This is a genomic window from Acetobacter sp. AAB5 (assembly GCF_050106715.1).
GTDB classification, from domain to species: Bacteria; Pseudomonadota; Alphaproteobacteria; order Acetobacterales; family Acetobacteraceae; genus Acetobacter; species Acetobacter oryzifermentans.
In genome coordinates this window covers 229,202-247,309 of the sequence record NZ_JBNIEW010000003.1, presented here as the reverse complement: position 1 = coordinate 247,309, position 18,108 = coordinate 229,202, and the positions used below count along the sequence as shown (strand labels likewise).

Below are 18,108 nucleotides of genomic sequence, written 5' to 3'. Positions count from 1 at the left end.
ACTTAGCGGTTTAGCGCGCTACGCAGGGCATCAACCAGATCGGTCTGTTCCCACGTAAAGGTGTCCAGCTTGGCATCCGGCTGGCGGCCAAAGTGGCCATAAGCAGATGTAACAGCATAAATCGGACGGTTCAGGCGCAGGTGCTTACGGATACCGCGCGGGGTAAGATCCATAACTTCACGCAGCACATCACCCAGACGGTTTTCATCCACATCCTTGCCGGTTTCATCCAGATCCACATAGACGGACAGCGGATGAGACACGCCAATGGCGTAGGAAAGCTGAATGGTGCAACGATCTGCCAAGCCAGCGGCCACAACGTTTTTGGCCAGATAACGGCAGGCATACGCTGCGGAACGGTCAACCTTCGTGGGGTCCTTACCGGAGAATGCGCCACCTCCATGCGGGGCTGCACCACCATAGGTGTCCACAATGATCTTACGGCCTGTTAGCCCGCAGTCACCATCCGGGCCGCCAATAACGAACACACCCGTGGGGTTGACGTAGAATTCTTTTTCCGGCGGCACCCAACCTTCGGGCAGCACATTCTTAACCACCTGACCCAGACGGCCACGCAGTTCTTCCTGATTAATGCCTTCATCATGCTGGGTGGAGATGACTACAGAAGTAGCACCCACCGGGCGGCCATTGACGTAGCGCAGGGTTACCTGGCTTTTGGCGTCCGGCTGTAGGCCAGCTACAATCGGGTCACCCGCACGGCGCAGATCACGCATTTCATGCAGAATGCGGTGCGCGTAGTAGATTGGGGCTGGCATAAGGGTATCGGTTTCGTTCGAGGCATACCCGAACATGATCCCCTGATCGCCTGCGCCTTCATCTTTCTCACCTGCGCTATCAACGCCTACCGCAATATCGGCAGACTGAGCATGCAGGTAATTTGCAGCTTCCGCATGACGCCAGGAGAAACCTTCCTGATCGTAACCGATATCTTTGACAGCTTCACGCGCCAGTTCAATCAGCTTGTCCGATGTTACGGAAGATGGGCCACGCACTTCACCCGCAAGAATGATGCGGTTGGTGGTTACCAGCGTTTCACAGGCAACGCGGGCTTCCGGATCTGCCGCAAGATAAGCGTCCAGAACGGTATCGCTGATCCGGTCAGCAACTTTATCGGGATGGCCTTCGGAAACAGACTCCGAAGTAAACAGAAAATCGCCGTCTTTACGCATGATGGTGCCGTTTGCCCCACGCACTGTGAAAAAGGAAACAGATGCCCGCCCTAAAAAAGGGGGACGAGGTCGTATGAAGGGATAGAAAGCAGCGGTCAAGAGTATTGGCCAAACAGGCCAGCCAGAAACGCCGTTTTCAGCCTTGCGCCCAACGCGGGGCGGACACCGCCCGCCCCTTTAGGCTGACATTAGAGCGGAGGCAGACCCAGCACATCTTCCATGCTGTAAAGGCCGGGTTTGTGCCCTTTTACCCACTTGGCGGCACGCACGGCGCCCGTGGCAAAAATGCGCCGATCAAAGGCGCGGTGCCCCAAAACAATCTGTTCATCTGCGGATGTGAACAATACTTCATGTTCGCCCACAATCTGCCCGCCACGCAGGGCCGCAAAGCCAATGGCCCCTTCCTTGCGGGGGCCGGTATGGCCATCACGCCCACTTTCGCGCACATCCGCCAGATTAACACCACGGCCCTGCGCTACGGCCTCACCAATAGCCAAGGCTGTGCCAGAGGGTGCATCCACCTTTTGCCGATGGTGCATTTCCACAATTTCAGCATCGTAGGAGTCTGCTGGCAGGGCACGTGCCATCATCTGCGCCAAACGCTGCACTAATGTAACACCGGGGGAATAATTGGCGGCATGCACCACCGCAATTTTTTCCGCGGCTTTGTGCACGGCGGTCTGTTGCTCTGCTGAAAGGCCAGTTGTGCCCAACACCCATGCCGTGCCTGCTGCGGCCAGCGCCTGCGCGTTAGGGATAACCGTATCCGCATGGGTGAAATCAATCACCACATCGCTGTTGGCTGCAAGCTCCGCCATATCCTTAAACAGCGCCACGCCTTGGGGCAGGCCGCTTGCTGCTTCCGGCCTGCGTGTTGTGCCGCCAGAAAGGGTTGCCCCTGCGGCCTGCACTTCTTCTACCAAAAGACGGCCCACGCGCCCCGTTATGCCTGCAATACCGATACGCATGAGCGCTTATTCCTTCCCTTCAAAAAAGTCCCGCACGCGGCGGAAGAAGCCCGTATGTTCAGGGCTTTGCTTCACATCCTCACCGGCTTCTTTTTCAAATTCTTCCAACAGTTCACGCTGGCGCTTGCTGAGGTTCTGCGGTGTTTCCACCGTTACCTGAATGTACATATCGCCACGGGCTGTGGAGCGCAGAACAGAGAACCCTTTGCCACGCAGGCGGAAATGCGCGCCGGTTTGCGTGCCAGCCGGAACTTTTACCTTGGTGCGAGAACCATCAATAACGGGCACTTCAATTTCTGTGCCCAAGGCAGCCTGCGCCATACGCAACGGTACGCGGCAATAGATATTGGCGCCATCGCGCTGGAAGATACCGTGCTCGTCTATGGAAATATGAATATAGAGATCACCCGGCGGCACGCCATTGCCCCCGGCTTCCCCTTCCCCAGAAAGGCGAATGCGGGTGCCATCTTCCACACCGGCAGGAATCTGCACTTCAACCGTGCGTTCTTTTTCTATGGTGCCTTCACCGTGGCAAACCTTACAGGGGTTTTTCACCACTTTGCCTGCGCCATGACAGGTTGGGCATGGGCGTTCCACAACAAAAAAGCCCTGCTGCGCCCGCACCTTGCCTGCACCGTGGCAGCTTGGGCAAACTTCAACGCCCGATGCACCATCGTTAGAGCCCGTGCCGTGGCAGGATTCGCACGCCACGCGGGTAATCACCCGCACATCTTTCTTTACGCCGGCAAAAGCTTCTTCCAGCGTGATTTCAACATGAGTCTGGATATCGTTGCCGGTGCGGGCACGGCCACCACGGCGGCCGCCCATCACGTCACCAAACATCTGTTCGAAAATATCGCCCAGACCACCGGCACCAAAACCACCGCTGAAGTCAAACCCGCCGGGGCCAGGGCCACCGCCTTCAAACGCGGCATGGCCGTACTGGTCATACGCAGCGCGTTTTTGTTCGTCCTTCAGGATATCGTAGGCTTGGTTGATTTCTTTGAACTTGGCTTCTGCCGCATCATCCCCCGGGTTCCGATCGGGATGATACTTCATGGCCAGCTTGCGATAGGATTTCTTGAGTTCATCAGCCGTGGCGGTTCGGGAAACTTCAAGAATTGCGTAGTAATCGAGCTGAGTGGCCATGGAAGTCCTCTTATCGGGGGCTGCCTCTAAAGCATGAGCACAGCATTTGTCCGAAACAACAAAAAGCGCCCGCCTTACAATGAAGCGCGGACGCCAGAAATAAAGTAAAGGGTGACTATGTTTGTCACATAGTCACCCTTGTGCATAGCGTCCGATCAGGACTTCTTGCTGTCGTTCACGTCTTCAAAGTCAGCGTCAACGATCTCTTTTTCGTCCGGCTTTGCAGCTTCTGCTTCCGGAGCTGCTTCACCAGCCTGACCAGCCTTGTAAGCGGCTTCACCCACCTTCATGGCTGCCTGTGTCAGGCGTTCGGTTGCGCTTTTCAGAGCTTCTGCATCTGTGCCTTCCATAGCGGCCTTAACAGCAGCAATGGCGCTTTCTGCTTCGCTCTTTTCAGCAGCCGGAACCTTGTCACCAGCTTCGGTCAGAGACTTTTCAGTCTGATGCACCAGAGCTTCGGCATTGTTACGCAGTTCTACCTGCTCACGCTTGGCTTTATCGGCTTCAGCATTCGCTTCAGCGTCCTTCACCATCTTGTCGATATCGGTATCGGACAGACCACCAGAAGCCTGAATTTTGATCTGCTGTTCCTTACCGGTTGCCTTATCCTTAGCGGACACAGACACAATGCCGTTGGCATCGATATCGAAGGTCACTTCAATCTGCGGCACGCCACGCGGTGCTGCGGGAATACCCGTAAGATCGAAGTTACCCAGCAGCTTGTTGTCGGCTGCCATTTCGCGTTCGCCCTGATAGACCTTAATGGTCACGGCGTTCTGGTTATCTTCCGCCGTGGAGAACACCTGGCTCTTCTTGGTCGGGATAGTTGTGTTGCGGTCGATCAGACGGGTGAACACACCACCCAGCGTTTCAATACCCAGAGAAAGCGGGGTTACGTCCAGCAGAAGAACGTCTTTAACATCACCCTTCAGAACGGCACCCTGAATAGCAGCACCAATGGCCACAACTTCATCGGGGTTCACGTTACGGGCAGGGTCTTTACCAAAGAAGCCTTTAACCGTTTCGATAACCTTAGGCATACGGGTCATACCGCCAACCAGAATGACTTCGTCAATCTGAGAAGCAGACAGGCCAGCATCCTTCAGCGCTGCCTTACAGGGTTCCAGCGTACGCTGCACCAGATCGTCCACAAGGCTTTCCAGCTTGGCGCGGGTCAGCTTCAGAACAAGGTGTTTCGGGCCAGATGCATCAGCGGTGATGAACGGCAGGTTGATTTCTGTTTCCTTAGAGGAAGACAGTTCGATCTTGGCTTTTTCTGCTGCTTCTTTCAGACGCTGCAGAGCCAGCTTGTCAGACCGCAGATCAATACCCTGTTCGCGTTTGAACTCGTCTGCCAGATAGCCGATGATGCGGTTATCAAAGTCTTCACCACCCAGGAACGTATCACCATTGGTGGACTTCACTTCGATCACGCCGTCAGAAATTTCCAGAACGGAAACGTCAAACGTGCCACCACCAAGGTCATACACAGCCACGGTGCCACCGCTTTTCTTTTCCAGCCCGTAAGCCAGAGCAGCCGCTGTGGGTTCGTTGATGATACGCAGCACTTCAAGGCCGGCAATCTTACCTGCATCCTTGGTGGCCTGACGCTGGGCATCGTTAAAGTAAGCCGGAACCGTGATAACAGCCTGAGAAACTTTTTCACCCAGATAGGATTCAGCCGTTTCCTTCATCTTGCCCAGAACGAAGGCGGAAATCTGTGAGGGGGCATATTTTTTGCCGCGCGCCTCAACCCATGCATCGCCATTATCGCCCTGAACGATGGCATAGGGCACCATTTCCTTGTCTTTCTGGACTGTCGGATCATCAAAACGACGCCCGATCAGACGCTTCACAGCGTAGAAAGTGTTAGACGGGTTGGTAACTGCCTGACGTTTTGCAGCCTGCCCCACCAGCATTTCACCACCTTCGGTGAAAGCCACCATAGACGGGGTAGTGCGGGCGCCTTCGCTGTTTTCGATAACCTTTGTTTCGTTACCTTCACGCACTGCAACGCAGGAGTTGGTCGTACCAAGGTCGATACCAATAACTTTACTCATTATATATTCCCTTTCAGCGACCCCATCTGGCCCGAAGCACCAGAAAAGGCCCTTGCTTTCATTTACCCGCCTGCTCTGCCCTTAATTGGGGTATGGAAGCAGGCCTGAATGATAAACCTGATGTATGGTGGCGTTTTCTCTTTTTCAAGAAGGGAAAACACCTTGGCGGGCAGGATTTTTTTACCTGCCGCCATGCCGTAACCTCCGGATCAGGAAGCTTTGGCAACCACCACCATAGCTGGCTTAAGCAGACGCCCATGCAGCGTCCATGTTGGCGTCCAAGCCTGCATGACCGTGCCGGGTTCGTGCTCAGCACTCGGCTGTTCTGCCATCGCCTGATGCAGGTTGGCATCAAACGGCTTACCTGCCGGATCATCACACTTGATGCCGTGGCGCTCCAGAATAGAAATGAAGGAGCGTTCTGTGCTTTCAATACCTTCACGTATTTTGGTCAGCACAGAATCTTCGCCTTCCTGCGCAGGTGGCAGGCTGGCCAGCGCACGACGCAGGTTTTCTGCGGCTTCTACAACGTCACGCGCAAATTTTTGCACGGCGTACTGGCGGGCATCATCCAGATCACGCTTGGCACGGGCGCGCAGGTTCTGGTTTTCAGCCTCTGAACGCAGCCACTTTTCCTTAAATTCGGCAGCGCTCTGCTCAAGTTCGTGAATACGCGCTTCCGGGCCTTCTGCCTGACCGTTCTGCGCAGCTTCAGCAGCAGCTTCGTGTTCCGGAGCCGTCTGCTCGGCCGGGGCCGGCTGTGCTGCCGGCGTTTCGACCTGTGTGGGATCTGTATCGTGGGTCATGCCTTTTGAAGTAAGCAACACAAACGCTGCCGACAAGACCCGCCACCCCTGCCATGTGCATGATTTTATGCCCTAACAACACAATGCTGAAAAAAGCTGGCCGATTCTGGACAGGGGCACTTGGCAGGATAGGATGGCAGGGCCTAGTCTATAGGGCTTGCTCGCATGGCAGCAGGGAAGGACAACGCAGACAATGACAGAGCGCACCAAGCAGACAATTGCGCTGGTGGATGATGACCGCAATATCCTGACATCGGTGCAGATGACACTGGAGGCAGAAGGCTTCAATGTTCGCACATATACAGATGGCGAATCGGCACTGCAGGGTTTAACGGCCTACCCGGTTGATCTGGCTGTGCTGGATATCAAAATGCCCCGCATGGATGGCATGGAACTTCTGCAACGCTTGCGCACCCGCTCCAACCTGCCTGTCATTTTCCTGTCCTCTAAAAACGAGGAAGTTGACCAGCTTATGGGCCTGCGCCTTGGGGCGGATGATTACATCACCAAGCCGTTCTCCCAACGCTTGCTGCTAGAGCGCATTCGCGCCCTGTTGCGCCGGAATGAAGTTAGCCGTGCAGAAGCCAATGGTGAGCCAACGGGTGGTGCGCTGGTGCGTGGCAACCTCTCCTTGGATGAGCTGCGCCACAAATGCACATGGAAAGGGGAAGATGTACCCCTAACCGTAACGGAATTTCTGCTGGTAAAAACACTGGCCCAACGGCCGGGGCTGGTAAAATCCCGCGATCAGCTGATTGATGCCGCGTATGGTGACACCGTGTATGTGGATGACCGCACCATAGACAGCCATATCAAGCGTGTGCGTAAAAAGTTCCGCCAGGTGGATGACGAATTCAACCAGATCGAAACCCTGTACGGTATCGGTTACCGATATCGGGAAGACTGATCACGGTTCATGACCAGCCAGCCCGCCCCTTCTTTTTTCAAGGCGCTGGCAGGCCGCATTGGTGGCCTGCATTATCTGTCCATGCCGGGCAACAAGCCCCGCAAAGGCAGCATAGAAGCCACAGCGGCTTATCAGGCCTCCCGCACACGGCTGATTTCTCCGCTGATGCGGCGGGTCTTGCTGGTTAACATTCTGCCTATTGCCCTGTTGGGCGTTACTATTCTGTTTCTTAACCAGTTTCGGAACGGCCTTCTGGCAACAGAAGTAACGGCCCTGCGTGAACAGGCCCGAATTTATGCGGGCGCGCTGGGGCAAAGTGCCGTACGCACCACACACCCCCACGCCGCCAACCCGCAAGACCGTGGCTATGTGCTGGAAGAATCTCTGGCCCGCCCGCTGCTGCTGCGGCTTACAGAACCAAGCCCCAACGCCCATGCCCGCCTGTTTGGCCCGGATGGCCGCCTTGTGGCTGACAATCTGGCAGACTGGCCCGAAACGGCAGAGCCCGCCCCAGCCACACCGCGCAATGAACAGCGTGTCAAAACCATTCCTTTTCCTCCGGCCACCCAGCCCGGCATTTATGAACGGTTCCTCACGTGGTTATGGGGAAACCATAATTCGGGCATTGTCACGCTGAACACGGATGAGGAAGATATTCCCGCCCGGCCCTCTGGCACGACTATCGGAACAAAAGGCGCTCCGCCGCCGCCTCCACTGGAAGCACCGCCTTATATCCGGCGCACTGCACGCGGGCGCCTGATTATTACGGTGGCTGAGCCCGTCATGCACGATGGCAGCACCATTGGCATTATTCAGCTTACCCGCGTGGCCTCACAGGTTGATCGTTCCCTGTTTGCCATTCGGTCTTCCATTCTGTCCGTTTTTCTCATGGCGCTTGTGCTGACGGTACTGCTTTCGTGGTATCTCTCGCTTACCATTGCACGGCCATTGTTACGGCTGGCGGCTTCGGCCCAAGTTATGCGTGATGCAACGGGCCGCACCGGCACCGTACCTGCGCGCTTGCTGGCCCGGCGTGATGAAATTGGCGATGTGGCACGTGCCCTGCAAGCCAGTGCGCAAGCGTTGTGGAAGCGGATGGACGCCATTGAGCGCTTTGCCGCCGATGTTAGCCACGAAATCAAAAATCCGCTGTCCTCCATTCGCTCGGCTATTGAAACACTGCTGCGTATTGAAGACCTGAACCAGCAGCGCCGCCTCCTCACCATTATCAATGATGATGTGCGCAGGCTGGACCGGCTGATTACCGATATTTCAGACGCCAGCCGTCTGGATGCTGAAATGTCTCGTGCAAAGGCTGAACCTGTTGCCATTGCGCCGCTGCTTTCTGTTCTGGCGGAAATTCAGCAGGCCACCCGCCAAGATGGACAACCCATTGTGCACACCAATGTACAGGGTGATAGCCCAGAAAGCCCGTTAGAAGTTCTGGCTGTGGAAGACCGGCTTGTGCAGGTTTTGCGCAACCTGATCGGCAATGCCATTTCCTTTTCTCCGCCCAATGGCCATATTACCCTTTCGGCTATGCCAACGGGCAAGATGGTCACCATTTCTGTGGCGGATGAAGGCCCGGGTATTCCGCAAGCCAAGCTGGATTCGATTTTTGACCGCTTTTATTCCGAGCGCCCAAAGAATGAAAATTTTGGCCAACACTCAGGTCTGGGGCTTTCTATCAGTCGGCAGATTATAGAAGCCCTGCATGGCACGATTTCTGTTGATAATCTGCACAACCAGAGTGGGCAGGTTATTGGGGCCTGTTTTACCATTCAGCTTCCACGGGTTGTTGTAACCCGTTAGCTTGGCAAAACTGGGTGCATTCAGAAGGCGTAATCTTCTTCCTGCACCTCTGCCACTTCTTCCTGCACAACCAGCTCAAAAATAATTTTGGGCTGGGAAGATGGTGCATCCTTAAGCCACATCAGTGTCATGATAGGGGAAATGGAAGGAAAAAACTGCCTGAAAACAGGAAAACAGGAAGGAAAGTTTTCAGCATCAGCAACTGTGCAGAGAATATGGGTGACATCATGCAAGGCATGCCCCTGCTTGGCCAGAAGCTCTACCCCCTGCTCCAGCGCTGCACGGCACTGCTCAGCCATATCCAGCCCCTTGATATGCGGAGCCGTTATGCCTGAAAGAACAAATCCACCCGTTATATGTTTAAGATGTGGTGTATGCTGTTTCACCAAAGCCCTATCTGCCTGTTGTTTTTGCGTCATGATAATGTCAGGACGTAGGGCAAGAACGAGCGAACCGCAATTTTCTCTTTCGTAACAAACGCCTTGTTTTACGTCACAAAACGCAACGATGTGTTACGAAGTGATGCCTGCCTTGAGGATAATGCCTTCTCACAACGGGCCAAACTGCAGTAAAGTGGCGCAGCAAAGCGCTTAACAGGTTTACTGGCTGATTCCGGGTTCTGGCATTTTTGTGCATTATCAACCAGCACCTGCCAGCCTCAAGATGGAGAGGAAAAGCCGTTCATGGTTACGGCAGATGATACGCCTGCACCACGCCGCATTCTGCTGGTGTCCGGCCTATCTGGGGCGGGCAAATCCTCCATCCTGCGGATTCTGGAAGATCTGGAACACGAAGTTATCGACAACCCACCACTTGGGATGTTGGATGATATTGTGGCCCGCGCAGAACGCCCCGTTGCCATTGGGGTAGATTCTCGCACCCGTGGGTTTGATGCTTCCGCCGTATTGGAAGCCATGGCCCGCCTGCGCATGAACCCGCACCTGCGTGTTGAACTGATTTATGCCACAGCAGATGAAAGCGTGCTGTTACGCCGCTATACGGCAACACGCCGCCGCCATCCGCTGGCACCGCACGGCAGCATTAAAGAAGGCATTGAAGAAGAAATAGCCCTAACTGCTCCCCTACGGGCTGCGGCTGATCTGGTGATTGATACAACAGATATGCCCCCGCCGGAGCTGCGCCAGTTTGTGGAAAGCCGCTTCAGCCCTTGGACTGGTGGCGCACAGGAAGGCCTTACCGTAGCTTTAATGTCCTTCGCTTATCCTGCGGGCCTGCCGCGGGAAGCCGATATTGTGTTTGATGCCCGTTTTTTACGTAACCCGCATTATGTGCCTGAACTGGCCCCCAAAACCGGGCTGGATGCTGATGTGGCGGAATATGTGGCAGAAGACCGCGATTACCTGACATTCCTGAACCAAATTCACGCCATGCTGCAACTGGTGCTGCCGCGTTTTGTGCAGGAAGGCAAGAAATACGCCACCATTGCTATTGGATGTTCGGGCGGGCGGCATCGCTCCGTAACCCTTGTGGAAGCCTTGGCCAAAAGACTTTCCGCCCCGGATGGGATGGGCAGCTATGAAGGTGCGGGTAAATGGCCCATTATGGTCATGCACCGTGAACTGGCCCGGCAAGGTATTACATCTTGGCGTTGGGCCAGAAAACCTGTGGAACCTGCCTTATCTGACCAATCACGGTCTCTTTGATCTTAAAGCAGCGGTAGCGCCTGCCATCAGGCATGCCCCACCTGCCCGCTTAAGCGCAATGGATCAATATTGATAGAAGCCAAGGCACGCCGCCACTTGGCTGCATGATCGCTTCCAAATACAATATCCCGCGTGGCGGGTGCCACCAGCCACGCATCTTGCTGAAGAATTTCCTCTTCAAGCTGCCCGGCTGTCCAACTGGCATGGCCCATAGCCAGCAGGGCTTCTTGCGGGCCTTTGCCTGCGGCAATTTCCTTCAGCACATCTACGCTGCCTGTTAGGGCAATATTTGGGCTGACAGGCAGGCTATTCTCCCCTTCCCATTCAGCGGAATGCAACACAAGGCCACGTCCGGCATCTACCGGGCCACCCGCGCACAAACCAATCCGCCTAACCGGAGGCATGGGCTGGATATCAAGCTGGGTTAGTAGCTCATCAAAGCTGGCCACTGCCAAACGTTTGTTCACCACAAGCCCCATGGTGCCGGTATCTGGCGCATGTGCGCATACATAAATCACACTCTGAGCAAAAGGTGTTTGCGCCAACATGGGGGAAGCCACCAGCAACATACCTGCAAGAGATTGTGCCTCTTCTGGCTCGGATGGCATAGAAATAGAAGAATTTACGGATTTCATACTAAGAATATGAGAAGCGCCTCTTTTTTTGACAAGATTGAACCTGCCTTTATGACTGACATATGCCCCACCGCAATTCGTGAAGGGCAAATATTTTGTAAGGCAATTATAGCATGAATACCCTTTCGCGCTTTCTGGATGCGCTAGACAGCTATCATGTTACGGACGGCAGCAAGTTCAAGCTGAGCGCGCACAATCCGAACGATGACGGCAATCTGGGCCTGACAAAAGCAGATGGAAAACTTCTGCTACGCAAAGTCAAAAGTCTTTTGCAAATATTGCAGGAACTTCTTTACGCCAACCAGACCCACTCCCTGCTGATTATTTTGCAAGGCATGGATGCCGCGGGCAAAGATGGCACCATCAAACATGTGATGTCTGGCGTGAACCCTCAGGGGGTTTCCGTAACATCCTTCAAACAACCTGGCCCCACTGAGCTTCAGCACGGTTTTTTATGGCGCATCCATGCTGCGGCACCGCAGGCAGGGCGGATTGTTATTTTCAACCGCAGCCAGTACGAAGATGTGCTGGTAACCCGCGTGCACCCAGAATTGCTCCAGAATGCCCATCTCACTGGGGATGTAAATACCCCCGAATTCTGGCAAGGCCGCTTTAGCGATATCCGCCATCTGGAACACTATCTGAGCCGACAGGGCACTGTGGTTCTTAAGTTTTTCCTGAACATCTCGCCCGAAGAGCAGCGTAAACGCCTGCTGGCCCGGCTGGATATTCCGGAAAAGCGCTGGAAATTCTCCCCTTCCGATTTAAGGGAGCGCGAGTTTTGGAAAGAATATGCCACAGCTTATCAGGATGCTATTGCTGAAACAGCGCGCCCTTATGCCCCGTGGATTATCGTGCCTTCCAACCATAAATGGTATGCGCGCCTTGTCGTTATTGGCACCATTATTCGCGCCCTTAGAAATCTGCATCAGGTTACACCCAAGCCCGTGCCAGAGGTTGAGCACTTTTTGGATGAATACCGCGCCCATCTTCTGGCTGAAAAAGGCCAGATCCCCACACCACAGAACTGAATTTTCATGACATCTTCACGTTTTCCCGCCCTTATGCTGGCAGGCCTTACGGGTTTGGCAGCCTCTTTCCTTTCCTCTCCTGCGCAAGCCCGATGGGGATGGAAGCAGGAAGCTCCTGCTGCATCCTCTATGCCCGCAACCTGCAACAATCAGGATTTTCTGAGCAAACAGCAGGACTATGAAAACGGTGGCGCCAAAGGGGATACGCCCGTCCATATCTGCGGCACCGTGCGCGCTGTAAGCGCCAAGGCGCGCCACACCCGCAGCGGGTGGCATGGATATTTTTACGTAACAGTCGCCCCCAACATTTCTATCCGGATTGTGACCAATCTGGATGAAATGCACACACCATCATGGCCGTGGGTCAATAAAGGAGACCAAGTGGAAGTAGTGGGCCGTTACTATTACGATTCCTACCGTAAGCAGGGCATTGACTGGACACACCGTGGCACTGGCAAATCTTGGCCAATTCCGGGTTCCGTTACGGTTAACGGCACCAAATACGACTGATCTTTTTTCAGGCCCACACAGTATATACAAACAGGGCCGCCAGATATTTTCTGGCGGCCCTGCTGTTATTTACATACGTGGCTTAAGCTCAATTAGCCCGTTGCTTCTTCCTCATGTTCGCTGCCGTGGGTGTCTTCCCCATTGCTGGAAGATCCACCGCTGCTTTCAACAATATCAAACGCCAACTCACCGTTCTTCAGGCCAATTTTTACGGCTCCACCCTTTGCCAACTTGCCGAACAACAGTTCTTCGGCCAACGGCTTCTTGATGGATTCCTGAATAACGCGCCCCAGAGGCCGTGCGCCATACAACCTGTCATACCCGCGCTCTGCCAGCCATTCCTTGGCAGCGGAAGACAATTCGATGGTTACGTTGCGGTCTGCCAACTGTGCTTCCAACTGAAGCACAAATTTTTCAACCACCTGCCCCACAATTTCAGGCGAAAGGTGTGCAAACGGAATAATGGCATCCAAGCGGTTGCGGAATTCTGGTGTGAACAGGCGTTTAATGGCCTCTTCATCCTCACCTTCACGCACCTGGCGGCCAAAGCCCACGGCCTCCTTGCTCATATCCGACGCACCAGCATTGGTGGTCATGATCAGGATGACATTGCGGAAATCCACCGTCTTGCCGTTATGGTCCGTCAGCTTTCCGTTATCCATAACCTGCAACAATACGTTGTACAGATCGGGATGTGCCTTTTCAATTTCATCCAAAAGCAGCACTGCGTGTGGATGCTGGTCGATGGCATCCGTTAGCAAACCGCCCTGATCGAAACCAACATACCCCGGAGGCGCACCCAGCAGACGAGAGATAGAATGCCGCTCCATGTATTCGGACATATCGAAGCGAACCAGCTCAATCCCCAGCGCCGTTGCCAGCTGGCGGGCCACTTCTGTTTTACCAACCCCAGTGGGGCCAGAGAACAGGTAGTTGCCAATTGGCTTTTCTGCATCACGCAGGCCAGCACGTGCCAGCTTGATAGCGGCAGACAGGGCATCAATAGCCTGATCCTGCCCAAACACCATCCCTTTCAGATCGCGTTCCAAAGAGCGCAGCACTTCCTTGTCATCCGCAGAAATGCTTTTGGGCGGAATGCGGGCAATACGTGCGATAATATCTTCCACATCCTTCAGGTTCACCGTCTTGCGGCGGCGGCCTTCAGGCTGAAGCATGCGCGAAGCACCCACCTCATCAATCACGTCAATCGCCTTATCGGGCAGCTTGCGATCATGAATGTACTTGGCAGACAGTTCCACTGCCGCGCGTATGGCTTCTTCCGTGTAACGCACTTTATGGTGTTTTTCGTAGCTGCCTTTCAGGCCGCGCAGAATCTTCACCGCATCATCAATGGTGGGTTCAGGCACATCAATCTTCTGGAAGCGCCGCACAAGTGCACGGTCTTTTTCAAAGTGCTGCCGGAATTCCTTGTAAGTTGTAGAACCGATGCAACGCAGCGTGCCCGCTGCCAACGCTGGTTTCAGCAGGTTTGATGCATCCATCGCGCCGCCCGATGTGGCACCCGCACCAATAACGGTGTGGATTTCATCAATAAACAAGATGGCGTGCGGGTCCTGATCCAGCTCTGTCACCACAGCTTTCAGGCGTTCTTCAAAATCACCACGGTAGCGTGTGCCTGCCAGCAATGCGCCCATATCCAACGAATAGATGGTGGATTTCAGCAGCACTTCCGGCACGTTACCTTCCACAATGCGGCGGGCAAGCCCTTCCGCAATGGCGGTTTTACCCACACCCGGGTCCCCCACATAAAGCGGGTTGTTCTTGGTGCGGCGGCACAAAATCTGGATGGTGCGCTCAATTTCCGTATCGCGCCCGATAAGCGGATCCACCTTACCGGCAATCGCCTTATCGTTCAGATTGACGCAATAAGTAGAAAGCGCATCCTGATTGCCTTTCTGACTTTTGCTTTCGGCCCGTTCGGGTTCTTCACCCTTTTCTGCATTGGATTCCGTGCCCGCTACCGGGCGGCGCGTAGAACGATCCGGCGCTTTGGCAATACCGTGAGACAGAAAGTTAACGGCATCCAGCCGTGTCATATCCTGCAATTGCAGGAAATACACCGCATGGCTTTCCCGTTCTGCAAACAGGGCCACAAGCACGTTTGCACCTGTTACCTCATCCCGCCCGGTAGATTGCACATGAATAGCCGCCCGCTGAATAACGCGCTGGAACGCGGCGGTGGGTTTTGGTTCTGTTGGCCGATCAGATGCCAGCCCAGCCAAATCCTTATCCAGAAAACCTGTCAGATCCGTGCGCAGGCGATCCAGATCCACCCCGCACGCCCGGAACACCGTAACGGCGTCCGCATCATCAACCAGGGCAAGAAGCAGATGCTCAAGCGTGGCGTATTCATGATGCCGTTCACCGGCCAGAATGAGCGCCCGATGTAGAGTCTGTTCGAGATTGCGTGACAACATGACGAGACGCTCCTTTCCCCAGACATTGCAGGCACGGCAGCAACGCTACCCACCATACCCGCAGCCCTTGTTATCATATTTGGCTGCTTCTTCAGGAAATGCGAGTCTTATTCGGCGTAAAAAACGCGTACCATGCCGTTTTTTAGCAATAACGTTGCAGAAGTGATCAGTCTTTTTCGATCGTGCACTGTAGTGGGTGCTGGTTTTGCCGCGCCAGATCCATAACTTGCGCCACCTTGGTTTCTGCTACTTCATAAGTGAACACACCACACACCCCAACGCCACGCCGATGCACGTTCAGCATGATGTCTGTGGCCTCTTCCCGATTCTTCTGAAAAAAACGTTCGAGCACGTACACCACAAATTCCATTGGGGTGTAATCATCATTCAGCATCAGCACTTTGTACATGGCAGGCTTGCGGGTTTTGGGCTTAGCCCGCACCACCACACCAATATCAGCACCATCATCCGAAGAATCCGTGCTTCCACCACGGCGCAAAGGCCCATTACCCGTATGCAAAACAGGATCGCGATGCAGAACCATTATGGGCAAACTCCGGCAGCAGGTCAGACAAAATCATGGGGCTGTATCTTCCACCATATTGGTTACGGCAACCCCATATGGAAGAGGGCATAGCACGCCATACCTTTATAACGTGGCTCTGCCCTGTGCACCGCCATATTTGTGCCACATAGGCAGAACACACGAAAATATACACACTACCACGCCGCTAAAACTGAAACCCTGATTCGGATTTTTCCAGATTTATGCAGACGTGGGCTTGCGATCTTAAGCGGCAGACGGAATAGTAACCCTGCAGGAAGCAGGTGGGGGTGGCAGTGGCAAACAGGACAGTCATGCGGTACGCAACAACGGCAGAAAACAACAAACTGCCCAAGCTGAAACGTAAAAAAACGCCCTCTTTGCGTAAATGGGTTGGCCTGCTGGCAGGGTTAGCCGTTGGCACCACAGCCACTTACGGTAAAGCACATGCACAGTATGCGGGGCAGTTAAGCTCTATTGTGGTGGATGCCCGCACTGGTGCTGTTCTTTCGCAAGATGATCCAGACCTCCGCCGCTATCCAGCCAGCCTGACAAAGCTGATGACCCTGTACATGACATTCAATGCCCTGCGCGCTGGTGCCATCTCACTGGATCAGGCTGTGCCCGTTTCCATCCATGCTTCTACTATGGAACCTTCCAAACTCGGATTGGTTCCCGGTTCCCATCTGACTGTTGAGCAGGCGATTCTGGCCCTTGTGACCAAATCCGCCAACGATGCTGCCTGCGCATTGGGCGAACTGATTGGTGGCGGTAGCGAACCCCAGTTTGCCGCTATGATGACGCAGCAGGCCCATTACTTGGGCATGAGTAACACCACCTTCCGCAATGCCTCTGGCCTGCCTGATCCAGACCAGATGACAACTGCGCGTGATTTGTCCACCTTGGGCCGCCGCCTGATTGCTGATTTTCCGGAATATTATCACTACTTTTCAACGCCGTATTTCAGCTTCCACCGCCGGATCATTCCCAACCACAACCCTATGCTGAAAGTGTATGCAGGGGCGGATGGCATGAAAACCGGCTACACGCAGGAAGCCGGACGCAACCTAGTGACCTCCGCCATACGCGACAATGTGCGGCTTGTAGGTGTGGTGATGGGTGCTTCCAGCAATACCCAGCGCTCACTAGTTATGGCTAATCAGCTAGACCGTGGGTTTGATGCAGAAGGTGTAGCCCCTGTTGCACGGCCCCTTATGCTGGCTCGCGCTCAGGTTGGTACACGCACAGCCCGCAACCATCATGCCCTTATCATGGCGGCATCTGCCCACCGCCGCGTGGTGGAAGTGGCCTCAGCCCCTGCAACACGCCGTGGCCGACACGTGCTGGCCATGCCGGTTTCTGGGGGCCACCATGTGCGGCTGATTGGCGCCAAGGTGCGGCCTGCAACGGCTACATCTTCCAAAAGTGCCACCAAACACCGCACAGCGCATAACCACACCTAAGTTTTTTCTGCCGATTCTTTCTGCTTAGGCAATCCGCAGCAGCATAAGCGGGTTGCCTTTGCTGCTTGCTGGCTCCATCTTGCGGCTGACTCGTTTAACGCCTGCAAAATTTAGGGAGCGCGATTATGGCCGGCAGAGGCGGAATTATTCTGCATACTGAAGAAGATTTTAAAATGTTGCGTGCTGCCGGGCGTCTGGCAGCTTCTACGCTGGATATGATTACCCCTTACGTCAAACCCGGCGTTACCACTGGGGAACTTGATCGTATTATTCATGAATACACGCTGGCGCATGATGCCGTACCCGGCCCGCTGAATTATCGTGGTTACCCCAAGGCCTGCTGCATTTCCGTCAACCATGTTGTGTGCCACGGCATTCCCGGTGATCGTGTTCTGCAGGAAGGGGATATCGTTAACATTGATGTCACCCCAAAACTGAACGGCTGGTTTGGTGATAGCAGCCGCATGTACACGGTGGGCAAGGTTGCTATCAAAGCTGCTAAGCTGATTACCGCAACCTATGAAAGCATGATGCGCGGGATTGAAGCCGTGCGCCCCGGCGCCACGCTGGGTGATATTGGCTACGCCATCCAGAGCTATGCAGAAAAACACCGCTATTCCATTGTGGAAGACTTTTGTGGCCACGGCATTGGCCAGACTTTTCATACTGAGCCCAACATCCTGCATTATGGCCGCCCCGGCGAAGGCATGAAGCTGAAGGCAGGCATGGTGTTTACCATTGAACCCATGCTGAACATTGGCAAAGCAGATGTGAAAATTCTGGAAGATGGATGGACAGCCGTTACGCGTGATCGCTCCCTTTCTGCCCAGTTTGAACATATGCTGGCCGTAACCGAAAAAGGGTATGAAATCTTCACCCTTTCTCCTGCCGGTTATACCTGCCCGCCCTACCCTGTAAAAGGATAAGCCCC

17 protein-coding genes are annotated in these 18,108 nt (G+C 54.5%); 7 read left to right on the top strand and 10 right to left on the bottom strand.

Annotation, left to right across the window (positions count from 1 at the left end; all coding sequences use genetic code 11):
• Positions 1-2: 2 nt before the first annotated feature.
• The 6 genes from metK to ACP7IZ_RS05220 form a co-directional block, all read right to left on the bottom strand.
• The gene (gene metK / locus ACP7IZ_RS05245) at positions 3-1,190 is read right to left on the bottom strand and encodes a methionine adenosyltransferase (protein WP_426848129.1); all 1,188 of its coding nucleotides are present in this window, start codon (positions 1,188-1,190) and stop codon (positions 3-5) included.
• 188 nt (positions 1,191-1,378) lie between these two features.
• Positions 1,379-2,158, bottom strand: coding sequence for a 4-hydroxy-tetrahydrodipicolinate reductase (dapB, locus tag ACP7IZ_RS05240; protein ID WP_426848128.1), 780 nt, complete (start codon positions 2,156-2,158; stop codon positions 1,379-1,381).
• Between the two features lie 6 nt (positions 2,159-2,164).
• Positions 2,165-3,307, bottom strand: coding sequence for a molecular chaperone DnaJ (dnaJ, locus tag ACP7IZ_RS05235; RefSeq protein WP_426848127.1), 1,143 nt, complete (start codon positions 3,305-3,307; stop codon positions 2,165-2,167).
• Positions 3,308-3,462: 155 nt separating this feature from the next.
• Complete coding sequence (dnaK, locus tag ACP7IZ_RS05230) at positions 3,463-5,367, bottom strand: molecular chaperone DnaK (RefSeq protein WP_006116843.1); 1,905 nt, start codon at positions 5,365-5,367, stop codon at positions 3,463-3,465.
• 62 nt (positions 5,368-5,429) lie between these two features.
• Positions 5,430-5,561 (bottom strand): hypothetical protein, encoded by a 132-nt coding sequence (locus ACP7IZ_RS05225; RefSeq protein ID WP_426848126.1) that lies wholly within the window; start codon positions 5,559-5,561, stop codon positions 5,430-5,432.
• Between the two features lie 15 nt (positions 5,562-5,576).
• A complete protein-coding gene (locus tag ACP7IZ_RS05220; RefSeq protein WP_426848243.1) occupies positions 5,577-6,173 on the bottom strand; it encodes a nucleotide exchange factor GrpE in 597 nt (198 codons plus the stop codon).
• Positions 6,174-6,366: 193 nt separating this feature from the next.
• Here ACP7IZ_RS05220 and ACP7IZ_RS05215 point away from each other — a divergent pair, with 193 nt between their 5' ends.
• Together ACP7IZ_RS05215 and ACP7IZ_RS05210 are read left to right on the top strand one after the other, a co-directional pair.
• Positions 6,367-7,080: a response regulator transcription factor gene (locus tag ACP7IZ_RS05215; RefSeq protein ID WP_003623821.1), complete on the top strand. Its 714-nt coding sequence runs from the start codon at positions 6,367-6,369 to the stop codon at positions 7,078-7,080.
• Positions 7,081-7,089: 9 nt separating this feature from the next.
• Positions 7,090-8,892 carry an ATP-binding protein gene (locus tag ACP7IZ_RS05210; protein WP_426848125.1) on the top strand — a complete coding sequence of 601 codons (1,803 nt, stop codon included), beginning with the start codon at positions 7,090-7,092 and terminating at the stop codon, positions 8,890-8,892.
• A gap of 20 nt (positions 8,893-8,912) precedes the next feature.
• Here ACP7IZ_RS05210 and ACP7IZ_RS05205 read toward each other — a convergent pair whose 3' ends face one another.
• Entirely contained in the window at positions 8,913-9,311 is a 399-nt protein-coding gene (locus tag ACP7IZ_RS05205; RefSeq protein ID WP_426848124.1) for a RidA family protein, read from the bottom strand.
• A gap of 264 nt (positions 9,312-9,575) precedes the next feature.
• On the opposite strand from ACP7IZ_RS05205, the gene rapZ reads away from it, so the two are divergent.
• A complete protein-coding gene (gene rapZ / locus ACP7IZ_RS05200) occupies positions 9,576-10,556 on the top strand; it encodes an RNase adapter RapZ (protein WP_063353398.1) in 981 nt (326 codons plus the stop codon).
• 26 nt (positions 10,557-10,582) lie between these two features.
• Here the strand turns inward: rapZ and ACP7IZ_RS05195 are convergent, their stop codons facing one another.
• Positions 10,583-11,191 carry a YqgE/AlgH family protein gene (locus tag ACP7IZ_RS05195; RefSeq protein ID WP_426848123.1) on the bottom strand — a complete coding sequence of 203 codons (609 nt, stop codon included), beginning with the start codon at positions 11,189-11,191 and terminating at the stop codon, positions 10,583-10,585.
• 113 nt (positions 11,192-11,304) lie between these two features.
• Here ACP7IZ_RS05195 and ACP7IZ_RS05190 point away from each other — a divergent pair, with 113 nt between their 5' ends.
• Together ACP7IZ_RS05190 and ACP7IZ_RS05185 are read left to right on the top strand one after the other, a co-directional pair.
• Complete coding sequence (locus ACP7IZ_RS05190) at positions 11,305-12,222, top strand: polyphosphate kinase 2 family protein (protein ID WP_426848122.1); 918 nt, start codon at positions 11,305-11,307, stop codon at positions 12,220-12,222.
• A 6-nt stretch (positions 12,223-12,228) separates the two neighbouring features.
• On the top strand, positions 12,229-12,732 hold the full coding sequence (locus ACP7IZ_RS05185; protein ID WP_019088793.1) for a DUF3465 domain-containing protein: 504 nt from the start codon (positions 12,229-12,231) through the stop codon (positions 12,730-12,732).
• Between the two features lie 92 nt (positions 12,733-12,824).
• Here ACP7IZ_RS05185 and clpA read toward each other — a convergent pair whose 3' ends face one another.
• Both clpA and clpS read right to left on the bottom strand, forming a co-directional pair.
• Positions 12,825-15,170: an ATP-dependent Clp protease ATP-binding subunit ClpA gene (gene clpA / locus ACP7IZ_RS05180; RefSeq protein ID WP_006116834.1), complete on the bottom strand. Its 2,346-nt coding sequence runs from the start codon at positions 15,168-15,170 to the stop codon at positions 12,825-12,827.
• A gap of 166 nt (positions 15,171-15,336) precedes the next feature.
• A complete protein-coding gene (clpS, locus tag ACP7IZ_RS05175) occupies positions 15,337-15,714 on the bottom strand; it encodes an ATP-dependent Clp protease adapter ClpS (RefSeq protein ID WP_081461458.1) in 378 nt (125 codons plus the stop codon).
• A gap of 314 nt (positions 15,715-16,028) precedes the next feature.
• Between clpS and ACP7IZ_RS05170 the strand changes: the two genes are divergently transcribed.
• Both ACP7IZ_RS05170 and map read left to right on the top strand, forming a co-directional pair.
• Positions 16,029-17,177, top strand: a complete 1,149-nt coding sequence (locus tag ACP7IZ_RS05170; protein WP_426848121.1) for a D-alanyl-D-alanine carboxypeptidase family protein — start codon at positions 16,029-16,031, stop codon at positions 17,175-17,177.
• Positions 17,178-17,302: 125 nt separating this feature from the next.
• Complete coding sequence (gene map / locus ACP7IZ_RS05165) at positions 17,303-18,103, top strand: type I methionyl aminopeptidase (protein WP_063353396.1); 801 nt, start codon at positions 17,303-17,305, stop codon at positions 18,101-18,103.
• Positions 18,104-18,108: the final 5 nt, after the last annotated feature.